The sequence below is a fragment of the Paucibacter sp. M5-1 genome (assembly GCF_027498415.2).
Lineage (GTDB): Bacteria > Pseudomonadota > Gammaproteobacteria > Burkholderiales > Burkholderiaceae_C > Roseateles_E.
In genome coordinates, this window is the sequence record NZ_JAPZLM020000001.1 from 5,532,177 (window position 1) to 5,553,625 (window position 21,449).

Sequence of the window (21,449 nt, forward strand, 5' to 3'; positions counted from 1 at the left end):
CTTCTCAGTCGCCCTTGGTCTGGTAGACGTAAGGCTGCTGAGCGATCTTGGCGGCGCGGAAATCGGCCTGGGCCTGACGGTCCACCGGCTTGTCCCACAGCAGGGCACGGCCGGCGCGCTGTTCTTGTTCCAGCGTCGGCTTCTTGGCCTTCAGCTCATCGATGAAGCTGCTGACTTCGGACTTGTAAGGCTTCCAGAACAGGGGCATGGCGGGGCGCTATCGGCTGCAAAAAAGGTGATTTTACAGGCCCGCTTGCCGGCAGGCGCCGCGCCAGGCGGTCAAATCGGCATGAATGCCGTCCGGCCCCAGCGCCTCGGCCAGCCCGCCGCGTGCAATCAGGCTGGCCGGCTGCTCGTTGAGGCCGCACAGCACCAGGCGTTGGCCCTGCCGTGCCAGCGTGCGCTGCAGCTGGACCAGCGCGTCCAGCCCCGAGGTGTCGATCGAGATCAGCTGATGCAGGTCCAGCACCAGGGTGTGGCAGCCGGCCGGCAGGGACTCGGCCAGGCCCTCGACCTTGCCGACCGCGCCGAAGAACAGCGCGCCATAGACCCGCATCAGCTGGGTGCCGGCGATCTCGCTGGGCAGTGGCTCGACGCGAAACAGCGTGCTCATCCGGTAGATGAAGAACAGGCAGGCCAGCACCAGGCCGACCTCGACCGCCACCGTCAGATCGAACACCACGGTCAGCACAAAGGTGCCGAGCAGGATGGTGCGATAGGGCAGGCTGAAGCGGCGCAGCCGCGCGAACTCATGCCACTCGCCCATATTCCAGGCCACCACCAGCAGGATGCCGGCCAGCGCCGCCAGCGGCACGTACTCGGCCAGCGGCGCGGCCAGCAGCACGATCAGCAGCAGGGTGGCAGCGTGCACCATGCCGGAGACCGGGCTGTTGCCGCCGGCGCGCACATTGGTGACGGTGCGGGCGATCGTGCCGGTGGCCGGGATGCCGCCGAAAAAGGGCACGACCATATTGGCCACACCCTGGGCCATCAGCTCCTGGTTCGGGTCGTGGCGGGGCAATGCGGTCATATTGTCGGCCACCCGGGCGCACAGCAGCGACTCGATCGCGCCGAGCAGGGCGATCGTCACGGTGGGGATGAAGAGCTGCTTGGCACTGCTCCAGCTGAACTCGGGCAGGGCAAAGCCGGGCAGGCTTTGCGGGATGCCGCCAAAGCGGCTGCCTATGGTCTCCAGCGGCAGACTCAGGCCCTGGGCCAGCAGCGTCGCGCCGACCAGCGCGATCACCGTGCCCGGCAGCTGGGCCATCAGCCGGTGTGTGCGCTGGCGCCAGGGGCCATGGCCGCGCTGCATCTGGTAGGTCTTGGGCCACAGCAGCACCACGCCCATGCAGCCCAGGCCCAGCAGCAGGGCCCAGGGGTTGACGCTGTGCAGATGGCGGCTCAGCGCGGCGAGCTGGCCGAAGAAGTCGGCCGGCATCTGCGCGATGTCCAGGCCCAGCAGATCCTTCAGCTGCGACAGCGCGATCAGCACCGCGATACCGTTGGTGAAGCCGATCACGATGGACACCGGGATGTAGCGCACCAAGACGCCCAGGCGCAGCAGGCCCATCAGCACCAGCAGGCCGCCGGCCAGCACGGTGGCGATCAGCAGATTGGCCAGGCCGTAGCGCTGCACGATGCCGTAGACGATCACGATGAAGGCGCCGGCCGGCCCGCCAATCTGCACATTCGAGCCGCCCAGGGCCGATATGAGAAAGCCCGCGATGATGGCGGTGACCAGGCCCTGCTCGGGCTTGACGCCCGAGGCGATCGCGAAGGCAATGGCCAGCGGCAGCGCGACGATGCCCACCGTGATGCCGGCGCCGAGGTCGGCGATGAAGCGCTGGCGGCTGTAGCCGCGCAGCGCGCTCAGTGCGCGCGGGTGAAAGCGGTGCAGCGGCGGCATCGTGTGATGTCGGCCGCCCGGGGGGTCAGCGCACCCGCATGCCGGGTTGGGCGCCGGGGAAGGGCTCCAGCACAAAGATGCCGGGTTTGGCCTTCTCGTCGGCGTGGCTGGCGGCCAGCACCATGCCTTCGCTGATGCCGAACTTCATCTTGCGCGGGGCCAGGTTGGCGACCATCACGGTCAGCTTGCCTTCGAGATCTTCCGGCTTGTAAGCGCTCTTGATGCCGGAGAAGACATTGCGCAGGCGGCCCTCGCCGACATCCAGCGTCAGGCGCAAGAGCTTGTCCGAACCCTCGACATGCTCGGCCTTGACGATTTTGGCGATGCGCAGATCGACCTTGGTGAAGTCATCGATCTTGATCTCGGGGGCCAGGTCTTCACCGCCGGGCACGACCTTCGGTGCGGCGGGGGGCTCGAACAGGGCTTCCAGCAGCTTGGGGTCGACACGCTGCATCAGGTGTTCGTAGACGCCGATCTGGTGGGCACCGAGCGCGCGGGCGCTGTCGGCGAACTGCATCGGCTCGACACGCAAGAAGGTCTCGACCTTGGCTGCCAGCGCCGGCAGCACCGGCTTCAGATAGATGGTCAGCAGGCGGAAGGCCTCAATGCAGACGCTGCAGACATCCTGCAGCACCGCGTCGGCGCCTTCCTTCTTGGCCAGCTCCCAGGGCTTGTTCTGGTCCACATACTCGTTGACCTTGTCGGCCAGCAGCATGATCTCGCGCAGCGCCTTGCCGAGCTCGCGCTCCTCATAGAGCTCGGCGATGGTGTCGGCATGGGCGCGCAGCGTGTCCAGCAGCGCGCGGCCCTCGACGCCCAGGTCGGCCGACAGCCGCCCATCGAAGCGCTTGGCCAGGAAGCCGGCCGCGCGGCTGGCGATATTGATGTACTTGCCGACCAGATCACTGTTGACGCGGGCGACGAAGTCCTCGGGATTGAAGTCCACATCCTCGACCTTGGCGTTGAGCTTGGCGGCCAGGTAGTAGCGCAGCCATTCGGCATTCAGCCCCAAGCTCAGGTACTTCAGCGGATCCAGGCCGGTGCCGCGGCTCTTGCTCATCTTCTCGCCGTTGTTGACGGTCAGGAAGCCATGCACGTAAACATGGTTCGGGGTCTTGCGGCCGCTGAAATGCAGCATCGCCGGCCAGAACAGCGTGTGGAAATAGGTGATGTCCTTGCCGATGAAATGGATCTGCTCCACCGACTCGTCGGCCATGAAGGCGTCGAAGTCGCGGCCCAGCTTGCCGAAGTAGTTTTTCAGCGAGGCCAGATAGCCGATCGGCGCGTCCAGCCAGACATAGAAATACTTGCCCGGCGCATCGGGAATCTCGATGCCGAAGTAGGGCGCGTCGCGGCTGATGTCCCAATCACCCAGGCCGCCCTTGCCCTCGTCGTCCTTGGTGAACCATTCCTTGATCTTGTTCAGCACCTCGCTCTGCAGGCGCCCCGGGGTCTGGGTCCATTGCTCCAGGAACTCGATGCAGCGCGGATCGCTGAGCTTGAAGAAGTAGTGCTCCGAGCTCTTCATCACCGGCGTTGCGCCGGTCAGCACCGAGAACGGGTTCTTCAGCTCGGTGGGCGTGTAGACCGCGCCGCAGACCTCGCAGGAGTCGCCGTACTGGTCCTTGGCGCCGCACTTCGGGCACTCGCCCTTGATGAAGCGGTCCGGCAGGAACATGGACTTCTCGGGGTCGAAGAACTGCTCGATGGTCTTCACCGAGATCAGCTCATTGGCACGCAAGGCCTTGTAGATTTCCTTGGAGAGCTCGTGGTTCTCCGGGCCATCGGTCGAGTGCCAGTTGTCGAAGCTGATGTGGAAGCCGTCCAGATAGGTCTTGCGGCCCGCCGCGATGTCGGCCACGAACTGCTGCGGCGTCTTACCGGCCTTCTCGGCTGCAATCATGATGGGCGCGCCATGGGCGTCGTCCGCGCCGACGAAATGCACCTCCTGCCCGCGCATGCGCTGGAAGCGCACCCAGATATCGGCCTGGGTGTATTCCATGATGTGGCCAATATGGAAGTTGGCGTTCGCGTAGGGCAGGGCGGTGGTGACGAAGAGCTTGCGGGTCATGGCGGGCGAGTACGGGCAAAAACGGGCAGAGGGAAACAGGGCCGGCGTCGCATGGCGGTCGCCATGCGGGAGCGAGATTTTAGGTGCCGGCGCCGCGCGGCTGGGCGCGGCCTGCGGCCAGTACCAGGTCAGCCCTTGTTGGGCTCGGCGGCGGCCTCGCCGTCGGCCGGGGCTGCCGGGGCATCTGCGCCGCCGGCATCGGGCTCATCCTGGCCGCCTTGAGCACCACCGCTGAGCTTGCGCTGACGCTTTTCTTCGTTCTTGCGTTTCTTTGCCAGCTCGCGTTGCCGTTTTTCGTATGAGTAATTGGGTGTTGCCAAGGCCGACTCCTTCGGTGGCTTGCGACATGCAAGCCCAGTCGCCACTGTAACCGCAGCGCCGATCCCCATCGCACCCGCTACGCCGGGCTCGCGCCGGCCATGTGGATAACTTTGTGGGCAAGCGGGGCTGTTTTCGCTAAGTGCTTGAATTTGCTGGTACTGCCTTGGCGCTGCTGTCGATTGCTGCGGCGCGGCATCGTATGCAAATCAAGCACTTGGCCCGCTTTTCGGCATCGCTTCGGCGGGTGCATGCTGCCGGCATCCGGTCGTCACGCAATCGCAACAATTGGGGATAAGTCAAGGCTTGGCGATTAAATTTCTTGTCTGGTTCGTCTGGAGTGGCGCCTGGCGCAAGATCGTCGCCCTGACTCGCCGTTGCCGACGATTTTCACTTGACCAGTTAGCACCAGAAGCTCAACTCGACATCAAAGATCACGCTTAAGGTCTTGATTTGTAAGGCGTGGTGAAGCTATCCACTTCTTCTGTGGATAACTTTGTGGAGAACATCGGTGCAGCGGCGCTAAACCCTTGATATGCCGCGCTTGCGCTTGGCTTGCCGATTTTTTGAGCAGGCGATACGGCTCTATATGAATCAATGACTTAGCGCGCTTTCGGGGAAACGTGCAGATGCAGTGCAGCATGAGCGCCAGCATCCGGCAGCGACTCGGGAGGTGCTGGCTGTTTGGGGATAAGTCAAGCCCTGATGTTGAAATAGCTCATGCGCTGTCCACCGCTGATGTGGACAAGTTTGTGAACACCGCTTCGATAGCCGGGCTAAGTGCTTGATTTGCCAGTCTTGTTCTTGCTCTGCCTGCTTTTTAAGCAGGCTGCGGGTGCGCCCCGAAAGAGGCCTGCCTCGCCTCCCGCTAAAATCACCGCTTTGCACAAGATAAGCCACTGCTCATGGTCCAGGCACTAGAGGGAAACAACAAAGCCGGCAAACCTGCGTGCAGGGCCCATGAGGTGTTTGAACTCAAGAGCGCGTCACTGAGTCTGCTCACGCTGGTGCTGAAGACGGGCGATCTGACGCAGCTGTCGGCCGAGTTGCGCCAGCGCCTGGGCGGCACGCCCGAGGTGTTCAACCATGACCCGCTGCTGATCGATTTCTCGCAGCTGCCCCAGACCGAGCCCGGCAACGAGCCGGGCCAGGCCCAGCTAAGCCTGGACGCCGAGCCGCCTATCGATCTGCCCGCCCTGCTGGCCTTGCTGCGCGAGTACCGCATGCAGCCGGTGGCCGTGGTCGGCGCCGGCCCGGGCCTGCTGGCGCGCGCCCTCGCTCTGGGGCTGGCCGAGGCCCCGGAGCCAGAGCCGGTGGCGCCGCGCGCCGAAGCGCGGGTCGAGACCGTGGTGCAGGAAGTGGTGCGCGAGGTCGTGCACGAGGTGGTGCGCGAGGTGCCCGGCGATGCGGTCAAGACCCTGGTGATCGACAAGCCGCTGCGCTCCGGTCAGCAGGTCTATGCCAAGGGCGGCGATCTGGTCGTGCTGGCCCTGGTCAACCATGGCGCCGAGGTGATCGCCGACGGTCATATCCATGTCTATGCGCCGCTGCGCGGCAAGGCCATCGCCGGCGCGCGCGGCAACACCGATGCGCGCATCTTCGCCACCAGCATGGAGGCCGAGCTGATCGCGATTGCCGGCATCTACCGCACCACCGAGAACCCGCTGCCCGACACCGTGTTCGCCAAGCCGGCGCAGATCCGGCTGGAGGGCGAGAAGCTGGTGATGGAGCCGCTGAAGCTGTGATGGATGTTGAAAATCTTCCGGGCCAGGCAAGACCTGACCCTTTACTGAAAAGGACTTGAATCGATGAGCAAGATCGTCGTAGTGACTTCCGGCAAGGGTGGGGTCGGCAAGACCACCACCAGCGCCAGCTTTGCAACCGGCCTGGCCCTGCGCGGCTACAAGACGGTGGTGATCGATTTCGACGTGGGCCTGCGCAATCTCGACCTGATCATGGGTTGCGAGCGCCGCGTGGTCTATGACCTGATCAATGTCATCAATGACGAGATCAAGCTGAGCCAGGCCCTGATCAAGGACAAGCAGCTCGACAAGCTCTTCATCCTGGCCGCCTCGCAGACCCGTGACAAGGACGCGCTGAAGCAGGAGGGCGTCGAGCGCGTGCTCGAAGAGCTCAAGGCGATGGAGTTCGACTACATCATCTGCGACTCGCCGGCCGGCATCGAGACTGGCGCGCTGATGGCCATGCACTTCGCCGATGAGGCCCTGGTCGTGACCAATCCCGAGGTCTCCTCGGTGCGCGATTCCGACCGCATCCTGGGCATGCTCAACAGCAAGACCAAGCGCGCGATCGAGGGCAAGGAGCCGATCAAGGAGCATCTGCTGATCACGCGCTACAACCCCAGCCGGGTCGAGGGCGGCCAGATGCTGTCGCTGGAAGACATACACGAGATCCTGCGCACGCCGCTGATCGGCGTGATCCCCGAGTCCGAGGTGGTGCTGCAGGCCTCCAACCAGGGCCTGCCCGCCATCCATATGAAGGGCAGCGAGGTGGCCGAGGCCTATGCCGATGTGGTGGCGCGCTTCCTGGGCGAGGACAAGCCGATGCGCTTCATCGAGGCGGTCAAGCCCGGCTTCTTCAAACGCCTGTTCGGCAGCAAGTGAGGGAGGCCACGATGGGATTCCTGTCCTTCTTCCTCGGTGAGAAAAAGAACACCGCCAGCGTCGCCAAGGAGCGGCTGCAGCTGATCCTGGCGCACGAGCGCAACGGCCGCAGCACCAGCCCCGACTACCTGCCCCAGCTGCAGCGCGAGCTGGTGGCGGTGATCTCGAAGTACGTCTCCATCAACCCGGACGACATCAAGGTGCATATGGAGCGCGAGGGCAACTTCGAGGTGCTCGAAGTCAAGATCGAGCTGCCCGAGCCGAATCGAGCTTGAATCCAGGCCGCCGAAGCGGCCTCAGGCCTGCCGGTGGCGGGCCTGCTCGCGCAGCATGAAGAGGTAGAGGCTCTCGACCTTGGCGCGCGCCCAGGGCGTCTTGCGCAGGAACTTCAGGCTGGAGGCCACGCTGGGATCGCTCTGGAAGCAGCGGATCGCGATGCGCTCACCGAGCTCCTGCCAGCCGAAATAGTCGGCCAGCGCGGTGACGATCATCTCCAGGGTCTTGCCTTGCAGCGGATCCTTGTTGGGCGCGTCACTCATGGTCGAATTGCTGCCAGTTCTTGCCCTTGAACTGGGCGTAGTAGGTCTTGATCTTGCGCATATCGGCCTCGACATCGCCGCTGGGCGTGAATACCGGCCCGAGGCCGCTGAGCTTGCGCGGGTAGTCCATATAAGCCATCACGATGGGCACCTGGGCCTGGTGGGCGATCCAGTAGAAGCCGGTCTTCCAGTAGCGCGTCTTGCTGCGCGTGCCCTCGGGCGGCACGATCAGCTGAACCGGCCCATCGGCCCGGCGCAGCGCCTCGGCCGAGGCGGCCACCAGATTGCTGGACTGCTCGCGGTTCACCGCGATGCCGCCCAGCCAGCGCATCAGGCCGCCGAACGGCCAGCGAAAAATCTGCTGCTTGCCCATCCAGTAGATGTTCAGACGCAGCGCGAACGCCACCATCAGCGTGTAGGGCAGGTCCCAGTTGCTGGTGTGCGGTGCGGCAATCAGCACGCATTTGGGCTGCTCGGCCGGCAGCGCGCCGGCAAGCTTCCAGCCGCGCAGCTTCAGCCATGCCAGAGACAGGGCGCGCAGCGCGGTGTTGACGACAGGCGTGGTGAAGATCGTGCGGTGCATGAGGAGCCGTGATCCCGGCAAAGCCAGCGATTGTCCTACGCCTGTGCACTTTTATTGAGCAGCCTAGCGCAAAGCCTGTGAAATCAATCACTTGGCGCCGGCGTGCGCAGGCTGTGCACGGACTTGTCCACAGTTCGCAGGGACAGTTCAGGCGCGCAGCCGGAAACTGGCCACGGCATCCACCAGCTGCGCGGCCTGGTCCTTCAGGCTCTCGGCCGCCGAGGCCGACTGCTCGACCAGCGCGGCGTTCTGCTGCGTCATCTGGTCCAGCTGATGCACGGCCTGGCCGATCTCGGACAGGGTCAGGGCCTGGTTGGCGCTGGAGCTGGAGATCTCGCCGATGATGTCGGTCACGCGCTTGACGCTGTCGACCACCTCGCGCATGGTGCTGCCGGTTTCGCCGACCAGGCGGCTGCCGCCCTCGACGCGCTCGACCGAGGCCGAGATCAGGGTCTTGATCTCGCGCGCCGCCTGGGCGCTGCGCTGTGCCAGCGCGCGCACCTCGCTGGCCACCACCGCGAAGCCGCGGCCCTGCTCGCCGGCGCGGGCGGCTTCCACCGCCGCGTTCAGCGCCAGGATATTGGTCTGGAAGGCGATGCCGTCGATCACGCCGATGATGTCGGCGATCTTGCTCGACGATTGCTGGATCTCGCTCATCGTGCTGATGACCTGCTCGACCATCGCACCGCCGCGGCCGGCTACGTCCGAGGCTGTCTTGGCCAGGCCGTCGGCCTGGCGCGCCGCCTCGGCATTGAGCTTGACGCCTTCGCCCAGCTGGGCCATCGCGGCGCCGGTCTGCTCCAGGCTGCTGGCGGCCTGCTCGGTGCGGTTGGACAGGTCCAGATTGCCGCTGGCGATCTCGGTGGAGGCCAGCCGTACCTGCTCGGCCGCGCGGCGCACGCCGGTGATGGTCGTCGACAGGCTGCCCTGCATATGGAGTAGCGCGCCATTGAGCTCGGCCAGCTCGTCACGGCCCTCGGCGCGTGTGGTCGCGGTCAGGTCGCCCTCGGCGATGGCCCGGGTCAGGCTCTGCGCCCGGGCCAGCGGCGCGGTCACCGAGCGGGTGATGGCCACCGCCACGCCCAGGCCCAGCAGCACGGCCAGCAGCATCAGGCCGGTCACCAGCTGTCGGGTGGTCTGGGCCTCTGCCTCGGCCTCGCGGCGCGCGGTCTGCAGCACCTCGCGGGTGTAGTCGGCATAGCTGTTGATGGCCGCCAGATAAGTCTCCATCGCCGGGATCAGCTCGGCCGCGACGCGGGCCTGGATGTTCTCACCGGCCTTCTTCAGCTTCATCAGGTCCTCGCGCGAGGCCTGGTATTTCTTGCGCGTCTCGGCGATCACATCGGTCAAACGGTCGGCCTCGGGGGTCTTGCTGATCTTGTCGAGCTCGGCCTGGACCTTGTCGATGCGCTCGGACACTTCCTTGGAGCGACGCGTCAGCGCCTTGACGAAGACCTCGTCATCGACCGCCATCGAGACGATGCGACGCTGGATGCTGCCCTCGCTCATACCGGCCCATTGGCGCGACAGGTCCAGCGCCTGCATATCGACCTCGACCAGGCGCTCGATGCGCTGGTTCAGCATCGCGACCCGCACGATGCCGACGGTGGAGGCCACCATCATCAGCAGGATGACCAGGGCAAAGCCGGCCAGCACGCGGGTGCGCAGGCGCCAATTATTGAGTTTGAGCATGGGAGGGGCAGGGGCGGGGTTTGAATACCGCGATGCTGACCCAGCCGCCGCCGCTTCGATCGGCGGAACAAAGGGTTAACCAGAGGGTAGTCCGGCGCTACAGCGGGGCATCGAACAGATTGACGGTGGCCGGCGCCTCCAGCGTCAGCGCGCTGCGCGCGCAGGCCACACAAGGCAGTATCCAGCCTTCGGCCTTCTCCTCGCGGCTCAGCCCGGGCCATTCGATGCGGTAGTCGATCTGCCCGTCCAGCAGGCGGGCGATGCAGGCCCGGCAGGTGCCGTTGCGGCAGGAATGGGGCATGCGCAGGCCCATCTCCAGCGCGGCCAGCAGCAGGGTTTGTTCGGGCGCGGCATCGAATTGCCAGCCCTGCGGCCGGATCTCGACCGGGAATGCAGCAGTCATGCTGGCATGATGCCTGCTCCCCGACCGTCAGAGCGCCATGAACGAAACCCCGAAGACCTTTTTTGCCACCGAAGCGCGCCGCCATGTGCTGCGCACCTTTGTCACCGGCTTCCTGACCGTGCTGCCGCTGCTGGCCACCTTGGCCCTGATCGGCTGGGTGGGATCGATGCTGCTGAGCTTCATCGGCCCGGACAGCTGGCTGGGTCATGGCATCGGCCTGCTGACCCTGGGTCTGATCGAATCGCAGGGCATGGCCTATCTGCTGGGGCTGGCGCTGGCGATGGGGCTGATCTATCTGCTGGGCCTCGTGGTCGAGACCCAGTTGCAGCGCCGGCTGAAGACCGGCATCGAGGCGCTGATCGCGCGCATCCCGGTCATCAGCACGGTCTACGACCTGCTCAAGCGCATGATAGAGATGCTGTCCAAGCGCGACGAGGCCGGCGTGCGCTCGATGGCGCCGGTGTGGTGCCATTTCGGCGGGGTCAAGCCCGAGGGCGGGGCCCTGGTGCTGGGCCTGCTGTCCAATCCCGAGCCGGTGCTGATCGACGGGGTCGCCTATGTCGCGGTGATCGTGCCGACCGCGCCGGTGCCGGTCGGCGGCGGCCTGCTGTTCCTGCCCACCGAGTGGGTGCGGCCGGCCGAGATCGGCATGGACGGGCTGACCAGCCTCTATGTCTCGATGGGCGTCACCAGCTCCGAGGTGCTGGGCGCGAAGGTAGCGGCCAAGCCCGTGGCCGATGCCTGAGACAATACGGGGCTGTCTCCACAAGAGCCTCCCATGATGCAAGCCCAAGAGTTTTTCGACGCGCTCAACCGCGACTACCTCCAGGTCCACAAGACCAAGGAAGACCTGTTCTGGTCCACCTATATGGCCACCAGCGAGGACCACGCCGGCTTCGCGGCCGCCGAGGCGCGTTACAAGGACTTCATCTCCGACCCGGCGCGGCTCGCCGCAACGCGCACCCATCTGGCCGCCGTGCAGGCCGAGCCGGCCGGGCCCGCGCGCGATGCGCTGTTGCATGGCTTGCAGGGCTGGCTGGCGCTGTTCGAGGCCCATATTGTCGACAAGCCCGAGGGCCAGGCCTTGATGCGCGAGCTGATCGTGGCCGAGGCCGCGCTGTTCGCGCAGAAGAAAGAGCTCGCGCCCACCCATCTGAACGAGCGCGGCGAGCGCGAGGTGGCCACGCTGAGCATGCTGGCGACCAATATGGCCAGCAACCCCAGCGAGGCCGCGCGCCGCAGTTCCTACGAGGCCTATGGCGAGATCGAGCGCTGGGTGCTGGGCAAGGGCTTCCTGGACCTGGTGCGGCTGCGCAACCGCTTCGCGCGCTCGCTCGGCTTTGCCAACTACTTCGAGCTGAAGCTGCGCAAGAACGAGCGCATGACGCCAGCGGCGCTGTTCGCCATCCTTGACGATTTCGTGGCCCGCACGCAGGCCGCCAGCGACCGGGCCCTGGCGGCCCTGGTCGCCGCGCATGGCGAAGCGGCGCTGCGGCCCTGGAACCTGCGCTACTTCAGCGGCGGCGATGTGGCGCGGCGCATGGACGAGTACATGCCCTTCGGCCCGGCACTGCGCCGCTGGGTGCAGAGCTTCCGGCGCCTGGGCATCAGCTATCGCGGCGCCACGATGCAGCTGGACCTGCTGGCGCGCGAGGGCAAGTACCAGAACGGCTTCTGCCATGGCCCGATCCCGGCCTACGTCGACGAGGCGGGACGCTGGGTGGCCGGCCAGATCAATTTCACCGCCGAGGCCAAGCCCGACCAGGTCGGCAGCGGCCTGCGCGCGATCAACACCTTGTTCCACGAAGGCGGCCATGCCGCGCACTTCGCCAATGTGGTGCAGAACTCGCCCTGCTTCTCGCAGGAGTTCGCGCCGACCTCGATGGCCTATGCCGAGACGCAGTCGATGTTCTGCGACAGCCTCCTGAACGACGCCGACTGGCTCAAGCGCTATGCCCGCAATGCCGCCGGCGAGGCCATCCCCGATGCGCTGATCCGCGAGCGCATCGCCAGCCAGCAGCCGATGCGGGCCTTTGATGAGCGCGCGATCGCCGTCGTGCCTTATTTCGAGGCCGCGCTCTATGCGATGGACGATGCGGCGCTGACGGCCGAGGCAGTGCTGGCGCTGGCCCGCGCGACCGAGCTGCGCATCCAGGGCGTGGCCGCCGGCCCGCGGCCGCTGCTGGCGATTCCGCATCTGCTCAACCAGGAATCGGCCGCCTCCTACCAGGGCTATCTGCTGGCCCATATGGCGGTCTACCAGACCCGCGCCCACTTCCTGCGCAAGCATGGTTATCTGGCCGACAACCCGGCCATCGGCCCGGCGCTGGCCGAGCACTACTGGGCGCCCGGCAACAGCATCGACCACGACGCCACGCTGCGCCGCCTGACCGGCGAGGGCTTCTCGGCCCGCTATCTGGCCGAGGCCTGCAACGAGTCGGTTGACGAGGCCTGGGAGCGGGCGCAGCAGGCGATGGCTGCGGCCAGCGCGCGTGGCGAACCGGCGGCCGGCCTGCCGGCACTGGACGCGACGATACGCATCGTTCACGGCGCCGAACTGTTGGCCGACAGCAGCGAGGGTGAGGACGCGATGTGCGAGCGCTTCGAGCGCTGGGTCGGCGAGCACTACGCGAGGCCCGCGCTGCAGTGAACCCGCCGTTGAAGTACCTGGCCGGCTACCCGGCCGAGCTGCAGGCCCAGGTGCAGGGCATGATAGCCGCCGGCAAGCTCGGCGAGTATCTGCAGCGCCGCTATGCCGACACGCACGAGGTGCGCAGCGACAAGGCCTTGTTCGACTACACCCAGGACTTGAAGCAACGCTTCATGCGCAATGCCGAGCCGCTGAACAAGGTCTGCTATGACGCCAAGCTCAAGATCATCCAGCACGCGCTGGGCACCCATACCCGCGCGCAGAACGTGCAGGGCGCCAAGCTGAAGACGCGCCGCGAGATCCGCATCGCCACGCTGTTCCGCGAGGCCCCGGCCGACTTCCTGCGCATGATCGTCGTCCACGAGCTGGCCCATATCAAGGAGCTCGATCACAACAAGGCTTTCTATTCGCTGTGCCAGCATATGGAGCCGAACTACGGGCAGCTGGAGTTTGATCTGCGGCTGTGGTTGACGCAGCAGGAGCTGCCGCAATGATTCTGCTGGCGCCCATGGAGGGCTTGCTTGATCACATGCTCCGCGACGCGCTGACCCGCGTCGGTGGCATCGACCGCTGCGTCTCCGAGTTCATCCGCATCACCGACATGCTGATGCCCAATCGCGTCTTCACCCGCATCGTGCCCGAGCTGCTCAATGGCAGCCGGACCGCCGCCGGTGTGCCGGTGCGGCCGCAACTGCTGGGCTCCGATCCGGTCTGCATGGCCGAGAACGCCGCCAAGCTGGCAGCGCTGGGCCCCGAGGGCATCGATCTGAACTTCGGCTGCCCGGCCAAATGCGTGAACCGCCATCGCGGCGGCGCGGTGCTGCTGGACGAGCCCGAGCTGATCGCCCGTATCGTCGGTGCGGTGCGCCGCGCCGTGCCGGCCCATCTGCCGGTCTCGGCCAAGATGCGACTGGGCTATCTGGACGACTCGAAGACGCTGGATTGCGCGCTGGCCATGGTCGAGTCCGGTGCCGAGGAGCTGGTGATCCATGCCCGCACCAAGGCCGATGGCTACAAGCCGCCGGCCTACTGGGACCGCATCGCGGCGGTGCGTGCCGCGGTCCAGGTGCCGGTGATCGCCAATGGCGAGATCTGGACCGCCGCTGATGCCGAGAATTGCCGCGCCCAGTCGCAGTGCGAGGACTTGATGGTGGGCCGGGGCATGGTGGCCGATCCGGGGCTGGCGCTGGCGATACGCAGCGCTGCAGCGCTGCCGCTGCCCTGGGCTCAGCTGCTGCCGCTGATGGAGGTCTTCTGGGGCCAGGTGCGCCGCCATGTCGAGACCCGCCATCAAGCCGGCCGGCTCAAGCAATGGCTGAACTATCTGAAGCGCCGCTACCCCGAGGCCGAGCAGGCCTACTGGCGGGTGCGCACGATCAACGAGCCCGGGCAGCTGGAGCTAGAGTTCTTCGGCTGGGCGCCGATCAAAGAGGCCGCATGAGATTCGCCCTGCACAAACTGCTGCTGGTCTGGCTGCTGCTGATCACGGCCGCCGCCTGGGCCCAGGATCCGGTCGACACCACCCTGGACAGCGCGCGCACCCAGCTGGAGCAGATCCGCAAGCGACTGGGTGGCGATGTCCGTGACGGCAAGCCGCTGGGCGATGCCGAGCTGGCCGACTTTCGTCGTCAGCTGCTGGCGCTGCAGCAGCGCGCCGAGGCGATTGCCCTGGAGCAGGCGCCGCAGTTCGACAGCGCGCAGGCGCGTCTGGCCGAGCTCGGCCCGGTGCCGGCCGAGGGCAGCGAGGCCGGCGATGTGGCCGAGCAGCGCCGTGCGCTGAAGAAAAGCAGCGAGCTGCTGGACACCCGGATGAAGTTGGCGCGGCTGCTGGCGCTGGAGAGCGAACAGTTGTCCGACGAGGTGGGCGGGCAGCGCCGGGCGCGCTTTCGGGCCGAGCTGTTCGAGCGCACCGACTCGGTCCTGGCGCCGAGTTTTTGGAACGATTTGCGCAGCGGGCTGACGCGCGACACCGCGCGGCTGCAGCAGTTCAAGCAGCGCCTGAGCGACGCAATCGCGGGCAGCTCGGGGGCGCGCTGGCTGGCTCTGGCGGGCATGCTGCTGGCGGCGCTGGCACTGCGTGTCTGGCTGGGCCGCTGGCTGACCGAACTGGCCTCGCAGCGCACGCCGCCGGGCCGCGTGCGGCGCTCGCTTTACGCGGTGCTGCAGACCCTGCTGGCCATGCTGGTGCCAGGTGTGGCCGCCTATGCGCTGGCCTTGGGGCTGAGCGAGAACCTGGCTGACGGCGACCCGCTGCGCCCGCTCTTGGCCAGCAGTGTCGGCGCGGTATGTTTTGCCGCCTATATCGCCGGCCTGGGCCACGCGCTGCTGACGCCGCGTCGGCCCTCCTGGCGCCTGTTGCCGCTGCCCGACTCGGTGGCCTTGGGCCTGCGCTGGTACCCGACCCTGATCGGTGCGGTCACCTTCGTCGGCTGGTTCATGCAGCGCCTGAGCGGCGGCCTGTCGCTGAGCCTGGCCATCGAGGTGGCGGTCAATGGCGCGTATGCGCTGGCCCTGGGTGCGGTGCTGGTGCGCACCGTGCATCGCGGCGAGCAGCTGCGCCGTCGCGCGATGGCCGAAGCCGACGCCGAGCAGGCGACCGATGACGCGCGCCCGACCTGGCTGACGCTGAGCCTGGTGGCTGTCTGGGGCATTCTGGTGCTGGCCTTGCTGGGCATCGTGGTGGGCTATGTCGCGCTGGGCAGCTTCGTCGTGCGCCAGATCACCTGGATTGCGGTGCTGGCGCTGAGTGCCTATCTGCTGAACCTGCTGATCGACGATGCCGCCACCACCTGGCTGATTGACGATGACGAGTTCTTGGGCGAGACCCGGCCCCGGCCCGGCCGCGCGCTGCGCAACCAGGCGGTCGTGCTGGGCTCCGGTGCGCTGCGGCTGACGATCTGGCTGCTGGTGCTGGTGCTGATCCTCGCGCCGTTCGGCGAGAGCCCGGCCGATCTCTTGCAACGCACAGACCAGCTGCGCGAGGGCATCGCCGTCGGGGAGCTGCAGCTCAAGCCCACCGCGTTGCTGCAGTCGCTGCTGGTCTTCCTGCTGGCCTTGCTGGCGCTGCGGGCGCTGAAGTCCTGGCTCAGCGAGCGCTTCCTGCCGACCACCTCGCTGGATGCCGGCATGCGCAGCTCGGTCACCACCTTGCTGAGCTTTCTGGGCACCGTGGTGGCCATCGGTCTGGGGCTGTCTGCCATCGGCCTGGAGCTGGAGAAGGTGGCCTGGATCGCCAGCGCGCTGTCGGTGGGCATAGGCTTCGGCCTGCAGGCCGTGGTGTCGAACTTCGTCTCCGGGTTGATCCTCCTGGCCGAGCGGCCGGTCAAGGTTGGCGATTGGGTCGTGCTGGGCGGACCGGGGCCCGGCTTCGAGGGCGACATCCGCCGCATCAATGTGCGCGCCACCGAGATCCAGATGGGCGACCGTTCCACCGTGATCGTGCCCAACTCCGAGTTCATCACCAAGATCGTGCGCAATGTGACGCATCAGAACCCGGTCGGCCTGGTGCAGATCAAGCTGCCGATGCCGCTGGACTGCGACACCGCCAAGGTCAGCGAGATCCTGCGCCGCGCCTTCGAAGAACACGATGATGTGATGGACACGCCGGCACCCAATGTCCAACTCGACGGCATCGACAAGGGCCAGCTGGTCTTCAACGCCACCGGCTTCGTCGCCTCGCCGCGCCAGAGCTATGGCGTGCGCAGCGCCCTGCTGTTCCGGGTGCTGCAAGACCTGCGCGAGGCCGATGTGCCGCTGTGGCAGGCGCCGAGCCTGGTGCTGCGCGAGGCCCCGCCACCCGAACCCCCGCCTTCCGAACTGCCTCCCAAGCAAGAGCCATGAGCACCTCTTCGAGCAACAGCCGCCTGGTCTATTCCACCGACAGCGGCCGCACCTGCCCCAGCTGCCGGCAGGCCGCCGCCGACTGCCGTTGCAGCAAGACCAAGCCCATCCCCGCCGGTGACGGCATCGTGCGCGTCTCGCGCGAGACCAAGGGCCGCAAGGGCAAGGGCGTGACCCTGATCAAGGGCCTGGCGCTGGACGAGGCCGCGCTGAGCGCGCTGGCCAAGCAGCTCAAGGCCAGCTGCGGCTCCGGCGGCACGGTCAAGGACGGCGTCATCGAGATCCAGGGCGACCATCTGGAGACCGTGATGGCCCGGCTCACGCAGGCCGGCCACAAGGTCAAGAAGGCCGGCGGCTGAGGGCTATCTGCCCCTGAAGATGCGCGCCGCCAGCACGCTGGCCGCCAGCACCAGCAGCGCGCCGGCCATCGCGCTGAGCTGCAGCGATTCGGTGAAGACGGCCCGGGCCGCGCCCAGCAGCTGCTCGCCGGCCTGGCCGCCGTGCTGGCTGGATAGGGCCTCGGCCGCCGCGATGGCGCCGCCCAGCGTGGCCAGGCTGGCCTCGCCCTCGCGGGCCGACAAGCCGGCCGGCAGCGCGCCGGCGAGCTGGGCCCGGTAGTAGAGGCCGCCCAGGCTGCCGAACACCGCCACGCCGAGCGCGGCACTGAACTCCGAAACGGTTTCCGAGATCGCCGAGGCCGCGCCGGCTCGCTCCGGCGGCGCCGAGCTGATGATCATTTCATTGCCTATCGTGAACACCGGTGCCAGCCCCAGGCTCATCACGATGGTGCCCGGTATCAGCCAGAGCAGGCCGCCGCTGGCCAGGCCGACCATGCCGAAGCCCAGCGCCGCGACCACCAAACCCCACACCACCACGGCCACCGGCGGCCAGTGCCGGGCCAGCCGCGGCGCCAGCAGCGAGCCGGCGACGAAGGACAGGGCCCAGGGCAGCGTGGCCAGGCCGGCCTGCAGCGGCGCCAGGCCCAGCACCAGCTGCAGATACTGGGTGATGAAGATATAGACGCCCATCATCGCCAGGCAGGAGAGGCCGTAAGCCGTGATCGCGGCCGAGAAGCGCGGCAGCGCGAACAGCTTCAGGTCCAGCAGCGGATAGCTGAGCCGGCGCTGGCGCCGCACAAAGGCCCAGGCGATGGCCAGCCCGCCCAGCAGCAGCGCGGCCGCCGGCCAGCTGGGGCCATGCTCGGCCGTCCACTTCAGCGCCAGCACCAGGCTCAGCGCGGCCAGCAGCGACTGCGCCGCACTGAGCAGGTCCAGCGGCCCGGCGTCCGGATCGCGATACTCGGGCAGCAGGCTGGGGCCCAGCAGCAGCAGCAACAGCATGACCGGCACCGCGACCAGGAACACCGAGCCCCACCAGAAGAACTGCAGCAGCACGCCGCCGACCAGCGGGCCGATGGCCGCGCCGACCGAGAAGCTGGCGATCCAGATGCCGATCGCGAACTGGCGCTCGTGCGGGTCGTGGAACATATTGCGTATCAGCGACATCGTCGATGGCGCCAAGGTCGCGCCGGCCACGCCCAGCAGGGCCCGCATCGCGATCAGCATCGCGGTGCTGTTCGAGAAGGCCGCGATGATGGAGGCCAGGCCGAAGGCGGCCGCGCCGATCAAGAGCAGCTTGCGCCGGCCGATGCGGTCGCCCAAGGTGCCCATGGTGATCAGAAAGCCCGCCACCATGAAGCCGTAGATGTCGACGATCCACAGCAGCTCGGAGGCCGAGGGTTTGAGCTCGGTGCTCAGCGAGGGCAGGGCCAGATTGAGCACGGTCAGATCCATCGAGTAGACCAGGCAGGGCAGGGCGATCACGGCCAGGCCGGTCCATTCGCGGCGGCCGGCTTTGGGGGGAGCGGTATCGATGGGGTTCATGGCGCTTCTTGTTCGTACACCAGCATCGCGGCGGCCAGGTCTTCCAGCGCGCTGCCGACCGACTTGAACACCGTGCGCTCATTGGCGCTGGTCCGGCCGCTGCGCAGCCGGCACAGCGCGGCCAGGTCGCCGCGTACATCGGTGGCGCCGATGACGCCGCTGGCCAGCGGCTGCAGCAGATCACCGCTCTTGCGCAGCGCCTCGTCGGTGTCCACCCATAGCGAGGCGCCGGCGAAGCAGGCGTCGTCGGCCTCGCGCATGGCCGGGGTGAAGCTGCCGATCAGGTCCAGATGGCTGCCGGGGCGCAGCCATTCGCCGTGTATCAGCGGCTCGGTGGCGAGGGTGGCGCAGCTGACGATGTCGGCCTCGGCCACCGCGCGGGCCAGGTCCGGCACCGCTTCAATGTCGATGCCCGCGCCGAGCTGCCCGGCCAAGGCTGCCGCCGCCTCGGGCCGGCGCGTCCAGACCCGCACCCGCTCGATGCTGGGCAGCACGGCGCGATAGGCCTCGGGCAGCAGTGCGGCCACCCGGCCGGCGCCGACCACCAGCAGGCTGCGCGCATCCGGCCGGGCCAGCCTTGATGCCGCCAGTGCCGAGGCGGCGGCGGTGCGCCGCGAGGTGATCTCGTCGCCAGCCATGCTGGCCAGCGGCCGGCCGGTGCTGGCGTCGTACAGCAGATAGCTGGAGAACAGGCCGGGCAGGCCCAGCGCCGTGTTGCCCGGCGCGATATTGACGGTCTTGATACCCAGGTAGCGGCCCGGCAGCCAGGCCGGCATGATCAGCGTGGTCAGCGAGCCCTGACCCTGCTCACCGGCGATGCTGTGCACATGGCGGGGAGGCACCTCGCAGCCGCTGATGAAGAGGCGCTCCAGCGCGGCGATCAGCGGCGCAAAGGCCAGGGCGCGGCGGGTGGCATGGTCGTCAAAGGTCTGGATCATCATCGTCCTGCGGTTGCCGGCGCATTCTCGCCCCGGCCCCGCCTGAATTTGTCAGCAGCCCGGCCTCAGCGCGAAGCGCCGGGCGCTGGGCGGCACATGGCCCATTCGTCCGGCTCTACACCGCACAGCGCGCCCAGGTCCGCATCGGCGGGCTCGAAGCCCAGGCGCTGCAGCAGGCGCAGCGAGCGGACATTGGGTTTCTTCAGCACGGCCGTCAGCAGTCGCACCCGGTAATGCCCGGCCAGTTCATCGAGCATCAGGCTGACCGCCGCATGGGCCAGGCCACGGCCCCAGAAGCGGCTGGCCATTTCATAGGCGATGGCGGCGCGGCCATCGGAGTAGACGGTGGCCTGCACATAGCCGGCCAGCTCCTCGCTGGGCCGCAGCCGTATCACCCAGTTGAGCCACAGCTGCTGGCCGTCCGCCGACTGCCGACTCTCCAGCCAGGCAAAGCGCTCGCTCAGCCAGGCCAGCGAGCTTGGCGGCGCATTCTCATGCGCGTAGATGGCCGGGTCGCAGAGCAGCGCAAACATCTCGGGCGCATGGGCCCGGACTTGCGGCTCCAGGCGCAGCAGTTCGGTTTCGAGGGTTCGCATCGGCTCAGAACAGCTGCTGACCACGGCCATAGGGGGCCGAGCGGCGCCCCATCACCCAGTCGCCGATCAGGCGGTAATAGCCCTCGGTCACCTGGGTGTAGCGGCGGCTGCCATCGGCAGCCTGCGTGAACTCCCACATGCCGTGGTCGGTGTCGGGGAAGAGATAGAGATGGATGGTCTTACCCTCGCGCTTGAGCCGGCTCAGGCGCTCGCGTGTCACCTCGCCGGGAGCCTCACGGTCGGCCCCGGCCATGATCCACAGCAGCGGCGCCTGCAGCGCACGCAGCTCGCGCATCGCGTCGTAGTGCCAGATCAGGCCCAGATTGTCGTGCAGGGCCGGGCCGAGCCGGCGCAGCGTCGCCTCGTCGCTGGCCAGCAGCGCGCCGGTGAATTCGCCCTTGATCTGGGCCAGCCAGGGCTCCTTCGCATAGCGCCGCTTCAAGGTCGCCAGCCGCTGATAGCCGCTGCTGAAGTGCGAGGCCACCAGCGCCCCGGTGGCCTCGGTCAGCTCGCGCGCCTTGGCCAGCGTGGCCGGGCCATAGCCGGCTTCGCGCAGCTCGGCCATCACCTGGTCGCGGTCCTCCTCCAGCGGCGACAGCATCAGGCCGAAACCCACCACCACATAGTCGGCGCCGCTGCGCCGCGCGGCCAGCGGCGCGACCCAGCCGCCCTGGCTGAAGCCGGCATAGCCGAAGCGGCCATACCGTCCCGCCGCGAGCCGGCGCGCCTCGGCCGCGGCGGCCATCGCGTCCTCGGCCAGCAGCTCGAAGTTCTGCGTGTACTGACCCTCGGAGCTGCCGGTGCCGCGCTTGTCGTAGACGAATACCGACATGCCTTGCGAGGCCAGCAGATAGGGATAGGCCGAGCCTAAAGCGGCCGTCTTCTCCGAGCCATGCACATGGACGGTCAGCGGCGGTCGCGTCGTGGCGGCATCGGGCGGCTCGATCAGCATGCCGGCGAGCTCGCTGCCCTGGCTCTTGAAGCGCAGCGCCGTCTGCCGGTAGTCGATACGCGGCCAGGTCTGCCAGTCCTCGGCGCCGCCGCCGCCGCCACGCACCTGCAACCCCTCGGCCGTGCAGCGCAGCAGCGCGTCCGCCGCACCAACGCCGCCCCTGCGGCCGTCGACAAAGACATAGCGCTGCGCCGTCGCGCCCTGCGGCGTGTCGGTGACGACGACGCGCTCGTGCGTCGCTTCACCATAGATGCCGGCCGGGCAGGCGGCCAGCGCCTTCGTGCTGGATAGGGCGGCGAGGCTGCTCATCAGCAGCAGGGCGGCGGCGGAGGTCGTCATGGCTAAGGCGGTGGTCAATGCGGGAGGCCAGTGTGGCCGGCTCGTGCCGGCCGGTGGGCATCGGTGCGATGAAGTGCGGTGCCCGGTTGATGAACAGCGGGCCTGGCCCTGTCGA

Annotated in this window: 21 protein-coding genes; 9 read left to right on the forward strand and 12 right to left on the reverse strand. The window is 67.5% G+C overall.

The window, feature by feature from the left end; genetic code table 11:
• Positions 1 to 4: 4 nt before the first annotated feature.
• From O5M90_RS26085 to O5M90_RS26100, 4 genes are all read right to left on the reverse strand, one after another.
• Positions 5 to 208: a DUF3460 family protein gene (locus O5M90_RS26085; protein WP_137943247.1), complete on the reverse strand. Its 204-nt coding sequence runs from the start codon at positions 206 to 208 to the stop codon at positions 5 to 7.
• A gap of 33 nt (positions 209 to 241) precedes the next feature.
• Positions 242 to 1,906, reverse strand: coding sequence for a SulP family inorganic anion transporter (locus O5M90_RS26090; protein WP_269840992.1), 1,665 nt, complete (start codon positions 1,904 to 1,906; stop codon positions 242 to 244).
• Positions 1,907 to 1,931: 25 nt separating this feature from the next.
• Positions 1,932 to 3,977 carry a methionine--tRNA ligase gene (gene metG / locus O5M90_RS26095; RefSeq protein ID WP_269840991.1) on the reverse strand — a complete coding sequence of 682 codons (2,046 nt, stop codon included), beginning with the start codon at positions 3,975 to 3,977 and terminating at the stop codon, positions 1,932 to 1,934.
• Between the two features lie 128 nt (positions 3,978 to 4,105).
• Positions 4,106 to 4,297: a hypothetical protein gene (locus O5M90_RS26100; RefSeq protein ID WP_137943369.1), complete on the reverse strand. Its 192-nt coding sequence runs from the start codon at positions 4,295 to 4,297 to the stop codon at positions 4,106 to 4,108.
• A 903-nt stretch (positions 4,298 to 5,200) separates the two neighbouring features.
• Between O5M90_RS26100 and minC the strand changes: the two genes are divergently transcribed.
• The 3 genes from minC to minE all read left to right on the forward strand — a co-directional run bounded on the left by minC (position 5,201) and on the right by minE (position 7,194).
• Positions 5,201 to 6,040: a septum site-determining protein MinC gene (gene minC, locus O5M90_RS26105; protein ID WP_440402463.1), complete on the forward strand. Its 840-nt coding sequence runs from the start codon at positions 5,201 to 5,203 to the stop codon at positions 6,038 to 6,040.
• Positions 6,041 to 6,103: 63 nt separating this feature from the next.
• Positions 6,104 to 6,919, forward strand: a complete 816-nt coding sequence (minD, locus tag O5M90_RS26110) for a septum site-determining protein MinD (protein ID WP_137943243.1) — start codon at positions 6,104 to 6,106, stop codon at positions 6,917 to 6,919.
• 11 nt (positions 6,920 to 6,930) lie between these two features.
• Positions 6,931 to 7,194 carry a cell division topological specificity factor MinE gene (gene minE, locus O5M90_RS26115; RefSeq protein ID WP_137943242.1) on the forward strand — a complete coding sequence of 88 codons (264 nt, stop codon included), beginning with the start codon at positions 6,931 to 6,933 and terminating at the stop codon, positions 7,192 to 7,194.
• Positions 7,195 to 7,215: 21 nt separating this feature from the next.
• On the opposite strand, the gene O5M90_RS26120 is transcribed toward minE, so the two are convergent.
• The 4 genes from O5M90_RS26120 to O5M90_RS26135 form a co-directional block, all read right to left on the reverse strand.
• Positions 7,216 to 7,458, reverse strand: coding sequence for a VF530 family DNA-binding protein (locus tag O5M90_RS26120; RefSeq protein WP_137943241.1), 243 nt, complete (start codon positions 7,456 to 7,458; stop codon positions 7,216 to 7,218).
• Positions 7,451 to 8,041 (reverse strand): lysophospholipid acyltransferase family protein, encoded by a 591-nt coding sequence (locus O5M90_RS26125; RefSeq protein ID WP_269840990.1) that lies wholly within the window; start codon positions 8,039 to 8,041, stop codon positions 7,451 to 7,453. Before O5M90_RS26125 ends, O5M90_RS26120 begins: the two co-directional genes overlap by 8 nt.
• Before the next feature lie 147 nt (positions 8,042 to 8,188).
• Complete coding sequence (locus O5M90_RS26130) at positions 8,189 to 9,733, reverse strand: methyl-accepting chemotaxis protein (RefSeq protein ID WP_137943239.1); 1,545 nt, start codon at positions 9,731 to 9,733, stop codon at positions 8,189 to 8,191.
• Between the two features lie 97 nt (positions 9,734 to 9,830).
• Positions 9,831 to 10,136: a 2Fe-2S iron-sulfur cluster-binding protein gene (locus O5M90_RS26135; RefSeq protein ID WP_137943238.1), complete on the reverse strand. Its 306-nt coding sequence runs from the start codon at positions 10,134 to 10,136 to the stop codon at positions 9,831 to 9,833.
• 37 nt (positions 10,137 to 10,173) lie between these two features.
• Here O5M90_RS26135 and O5M90_RS26140 point away from each other — a divergent pair, with 37 nt between their 5' ends.
• From O5M90_RS26140 to O5M90_RS26165, 6 genes are read left to right on the forward strand one after another with little or no spacing between them, the layout of a single operon-like run.
• A complete protein-coding gene (locus O5M90_RS26140; RefSeq protein ID WP_137943237.1) occupies positions 10,174 to 10,881 on the forward strand; it encodes a DUF502 domain-containing protein in 708 nt (235 codons plus the stop codon).
• A gap of 33 nt (positions 10,882 to 10,914) precedes the next feature.
• On the forward strand, positions 10,915 to 12,786 hold the full coding sequence (locus tag O5M90_RS26145) for a M3 family metallopeptidase (protein WP_269840989.1): 1,872 nt from the start codon (positions 10,915 to 10,917) through the stop codon (positions 12,784 to 12,786).
• Positions 12,783 to 13,280, forward strand: a complete 498-nt coding sequence (locus O5M90_RS26150) for a M48 metallopeptidase family protein (protein WP_269840988.1) — start codon at positions 12,783 to 12,785, stop codon at positions 13,278 to 13,280. The genes O5M90_RS26145 and O5M90_RS26150 overlap by 4 nt, the downstream gene beginning before the upstream one ends.
• On the forward strand, positions 13,277 to 14,227 hold the full coding sequence (locus tag O5M90_RS26155) for a tRNA dihydrouridine synthase (RefSeq protein ID WP_269840987.1): 951 nt from the start codon (positions 13,277 to 13,279) through the stop codon (positions 14,225 to 14,227). Before O5M90_RS26150 ends, O5M90_RS26155 begins: the two co-directional genes overlap by 4 nt.
• Positions 14,224 to 16,626 carry a DUF3772 domain-containing protein gene (locus O5M90_RS26160; RefSeq protein WP_269840986.1) on the forward strand — a complete coding sequence of 801 codons (2,403 nt, stop codon included), beginning with the start codon at positions 14,224 to 14,226 and terminating at the stop codon, positions 16,624 to 16,626. Before O5M90_RS26155 ends, O5M90_RS26160 begins: the two co-directional genes overlap by 4 nt.
• Entirely contained in the window at positions 16,623 to 16,985 is a 363-nt protein-coding gene (locus O5M90_RS26165; protein WP_262973846.1) for a translation initiation factor Sui1, read from the forward strand. The genes O5M90_RS26160 and O5M90_RS26165 overlap by 4 nt, the downstream gene beginning before the upstream one ends.
• Positions 16,986 to 16,988: 3 nt before the next feature.
• Here the strand turns inward: O5M90_RS26165 and O5M90_RS26170 are convergent, their stop codons facing one another.
• From O5M90_RS26170 to O5M90_RS26185, 4 genes are all read right to left on the reverse strand, one after another.
• The gene (locus tag O5M90_RS26170) at positions 16,989 to 18,509 is read right to left on the reverse strand and encodes an MFS transporter (protein WP_269840985.1); all 1,521 of its coding nucleotides are present in this window, start codon (positions 18,507 to 18,509) and stop codon (positions 16,989 to 16,991) included.
• The gene (locus tag O5M90_RS26175) at positions 18,506 to 19,444 is read right to left on the reverse strand and encodes an ornithine cyclodeaminase family protein (RefSeq protein WP_269841100.1); all 939 of its coding nucleotides are present in this window, start codon (positions 19,442 to 19,444) and stop codon (positions 18,506 to 18,508) included. The genes O5M90_RS26170 and O5M90_RS26175 overlap by 4 nt, the downstream gene beginning before the upstream one ends.
• A 68-nt stretch (positions 19,445 to 19,512) precedes the next feature.
• Positions 19,513 to 20,043, reverse strand: coding sequence for a GNAT family N-acetyltransferase (locus O5M90_RS26180; protein WP_269840984.1), 531 nt, complete (start codon positions 20,041 to 20,043; stop codon positions 19,513 to 19,515).
• Positions 20,044 to 20,047: 4 nt separating this feature from the next.
• A complete protein-coding gene (locus tag O5M90_RS26185) occupies positions 20,048 to 21,334 on the reverse strand; it encodes an alpha/beta hydrolase family protein (RefSeq protein ID WP_269840983.1) in 1,287 nt (428 codons plus the stop codon).
• Between the last annotated feature and the right edge of the window lie 115 nt (positions 21,335 to 21,449).

Coding starts and splice junctions, on each gene's coding strand:
- O5M90_RS26085 (WP_137943247.1), bottom strand. CDS start 208: ATGCCCCTGTTCTGGAAGCCTTACAAGTCCGAAGTCAGCAGCTTCATC.
- O5M90_RS26090 (WP_269840992.1), bottom strand. CDS start 1,906: ATGCCGCCGCTGCACCGCTTTCACCCGCGCGCACTGAGCGCGCTGCGC.
- metG (WP_269840991.1), bottom strand. CDS start 3,977: ATGACCCGCAAGCTCTTCGTCACCACCGCCCTGCCCTACGCGAACGCC.
- minC (WP_440402463.1), top strand. CDS start 5,201: ATGGTCCAGGCACTAGAGGGAAACAACAAAGCCGGCAAACCTGCGTGC.
- minD (WP_137943243.1), top strand. CDS start 6,104: ATGAGCAAGATCGTCGTAGTGACTTCCGGCAAGGGTGGGGTCGGCAAG.
- minE (WP_137943242.1), top strand. CDS start 6,931: ATGGGATTCCTGTCCTTCTTCCTCGGTGAGAAAAAGAACACCGCCAGC.
- O5M90_RS26120 (WP_137943241.1), bottom strand. CDS start 7,458: ATGAGTGACGCGCCCAACAAGGATCCGCTGCAAGGCAAGACCCTGGAG.
- O5M90_RS26125 (WP_269840990.1), bottom strand. CDS start 8,041: ATGCACCGCACGATCTTCACCACGCCTGTCGTCAACACCGCGCTGCGC.
- O5M90_RS26130 (WP_137943239.1), bottom strand. CDS start 9,733: ATGCTCAAACTCAATAATTGGCGCCTGCGCACCCGCGTGCTGGCCGGC.
- O5M90_RS26135 (WP_137943238.1), bottom strand. CDS start 10,136: ATGACTGCTGCATTCCCGGTCGAGATCCGGCCGCAGGGCTGGCAATTC.
- O5M90_RS26140 (WP_137943237.1), top strand. CDS start 10,174: ATGAACGAAACCCCGAAGACCTTTTTTGCCACCGAAGCGCGCCGCCAT.
- O5M90_RS26145 (WP_269840989.1), top strand. CDS start 10,915: ATGATGCAAGCCCAAGAGTTTTTCGACGCGCTCAACCGCGACTACCTC.
- O5M90_RS26155 (WP_269840987.1), top strand. CDS start 13,277: ATGATTCTGCTGGCGCCCATGGAGGGCTTGCTTGATCACATGCTCCGC.
- O5M90_RS26160 (WP_269840986.1), top strand. CDS start 14,224: ATGAGATTCGCCCTGCACAAACTGCTGCTGGTCTGGCTGCTGCTGATC.
- O5M90_RS26165 (WP_262973846.1), top strand. CDS start 16,623: ATGAGCACCTCTTCGAGCAACAGCCGCCTGGTCTATTCCACCGACAGC.
- O5M90_RS26170 (WP_269840985.1), bottom strand. CDS start 18,509: ATGAACCCCATCGATACCGCTCCCCCCAAAGCCGGCCGCCGCGAATGG.
- O5M90_RS26180 (WP_269840984.1), bottom strand. CDS start 20,043: ATGCGAACCCTCGAAACCGAACTGCTGCGCCTGGAGCCGCAAGTCCGG.
- O5M90_RS26185 (WP_269840983.1), bottom strand. CDS start 21,334: ATGACGACCTCCGCCGCCGCCCTGCTGCTGATGAGCAGCCTCGCCGCC.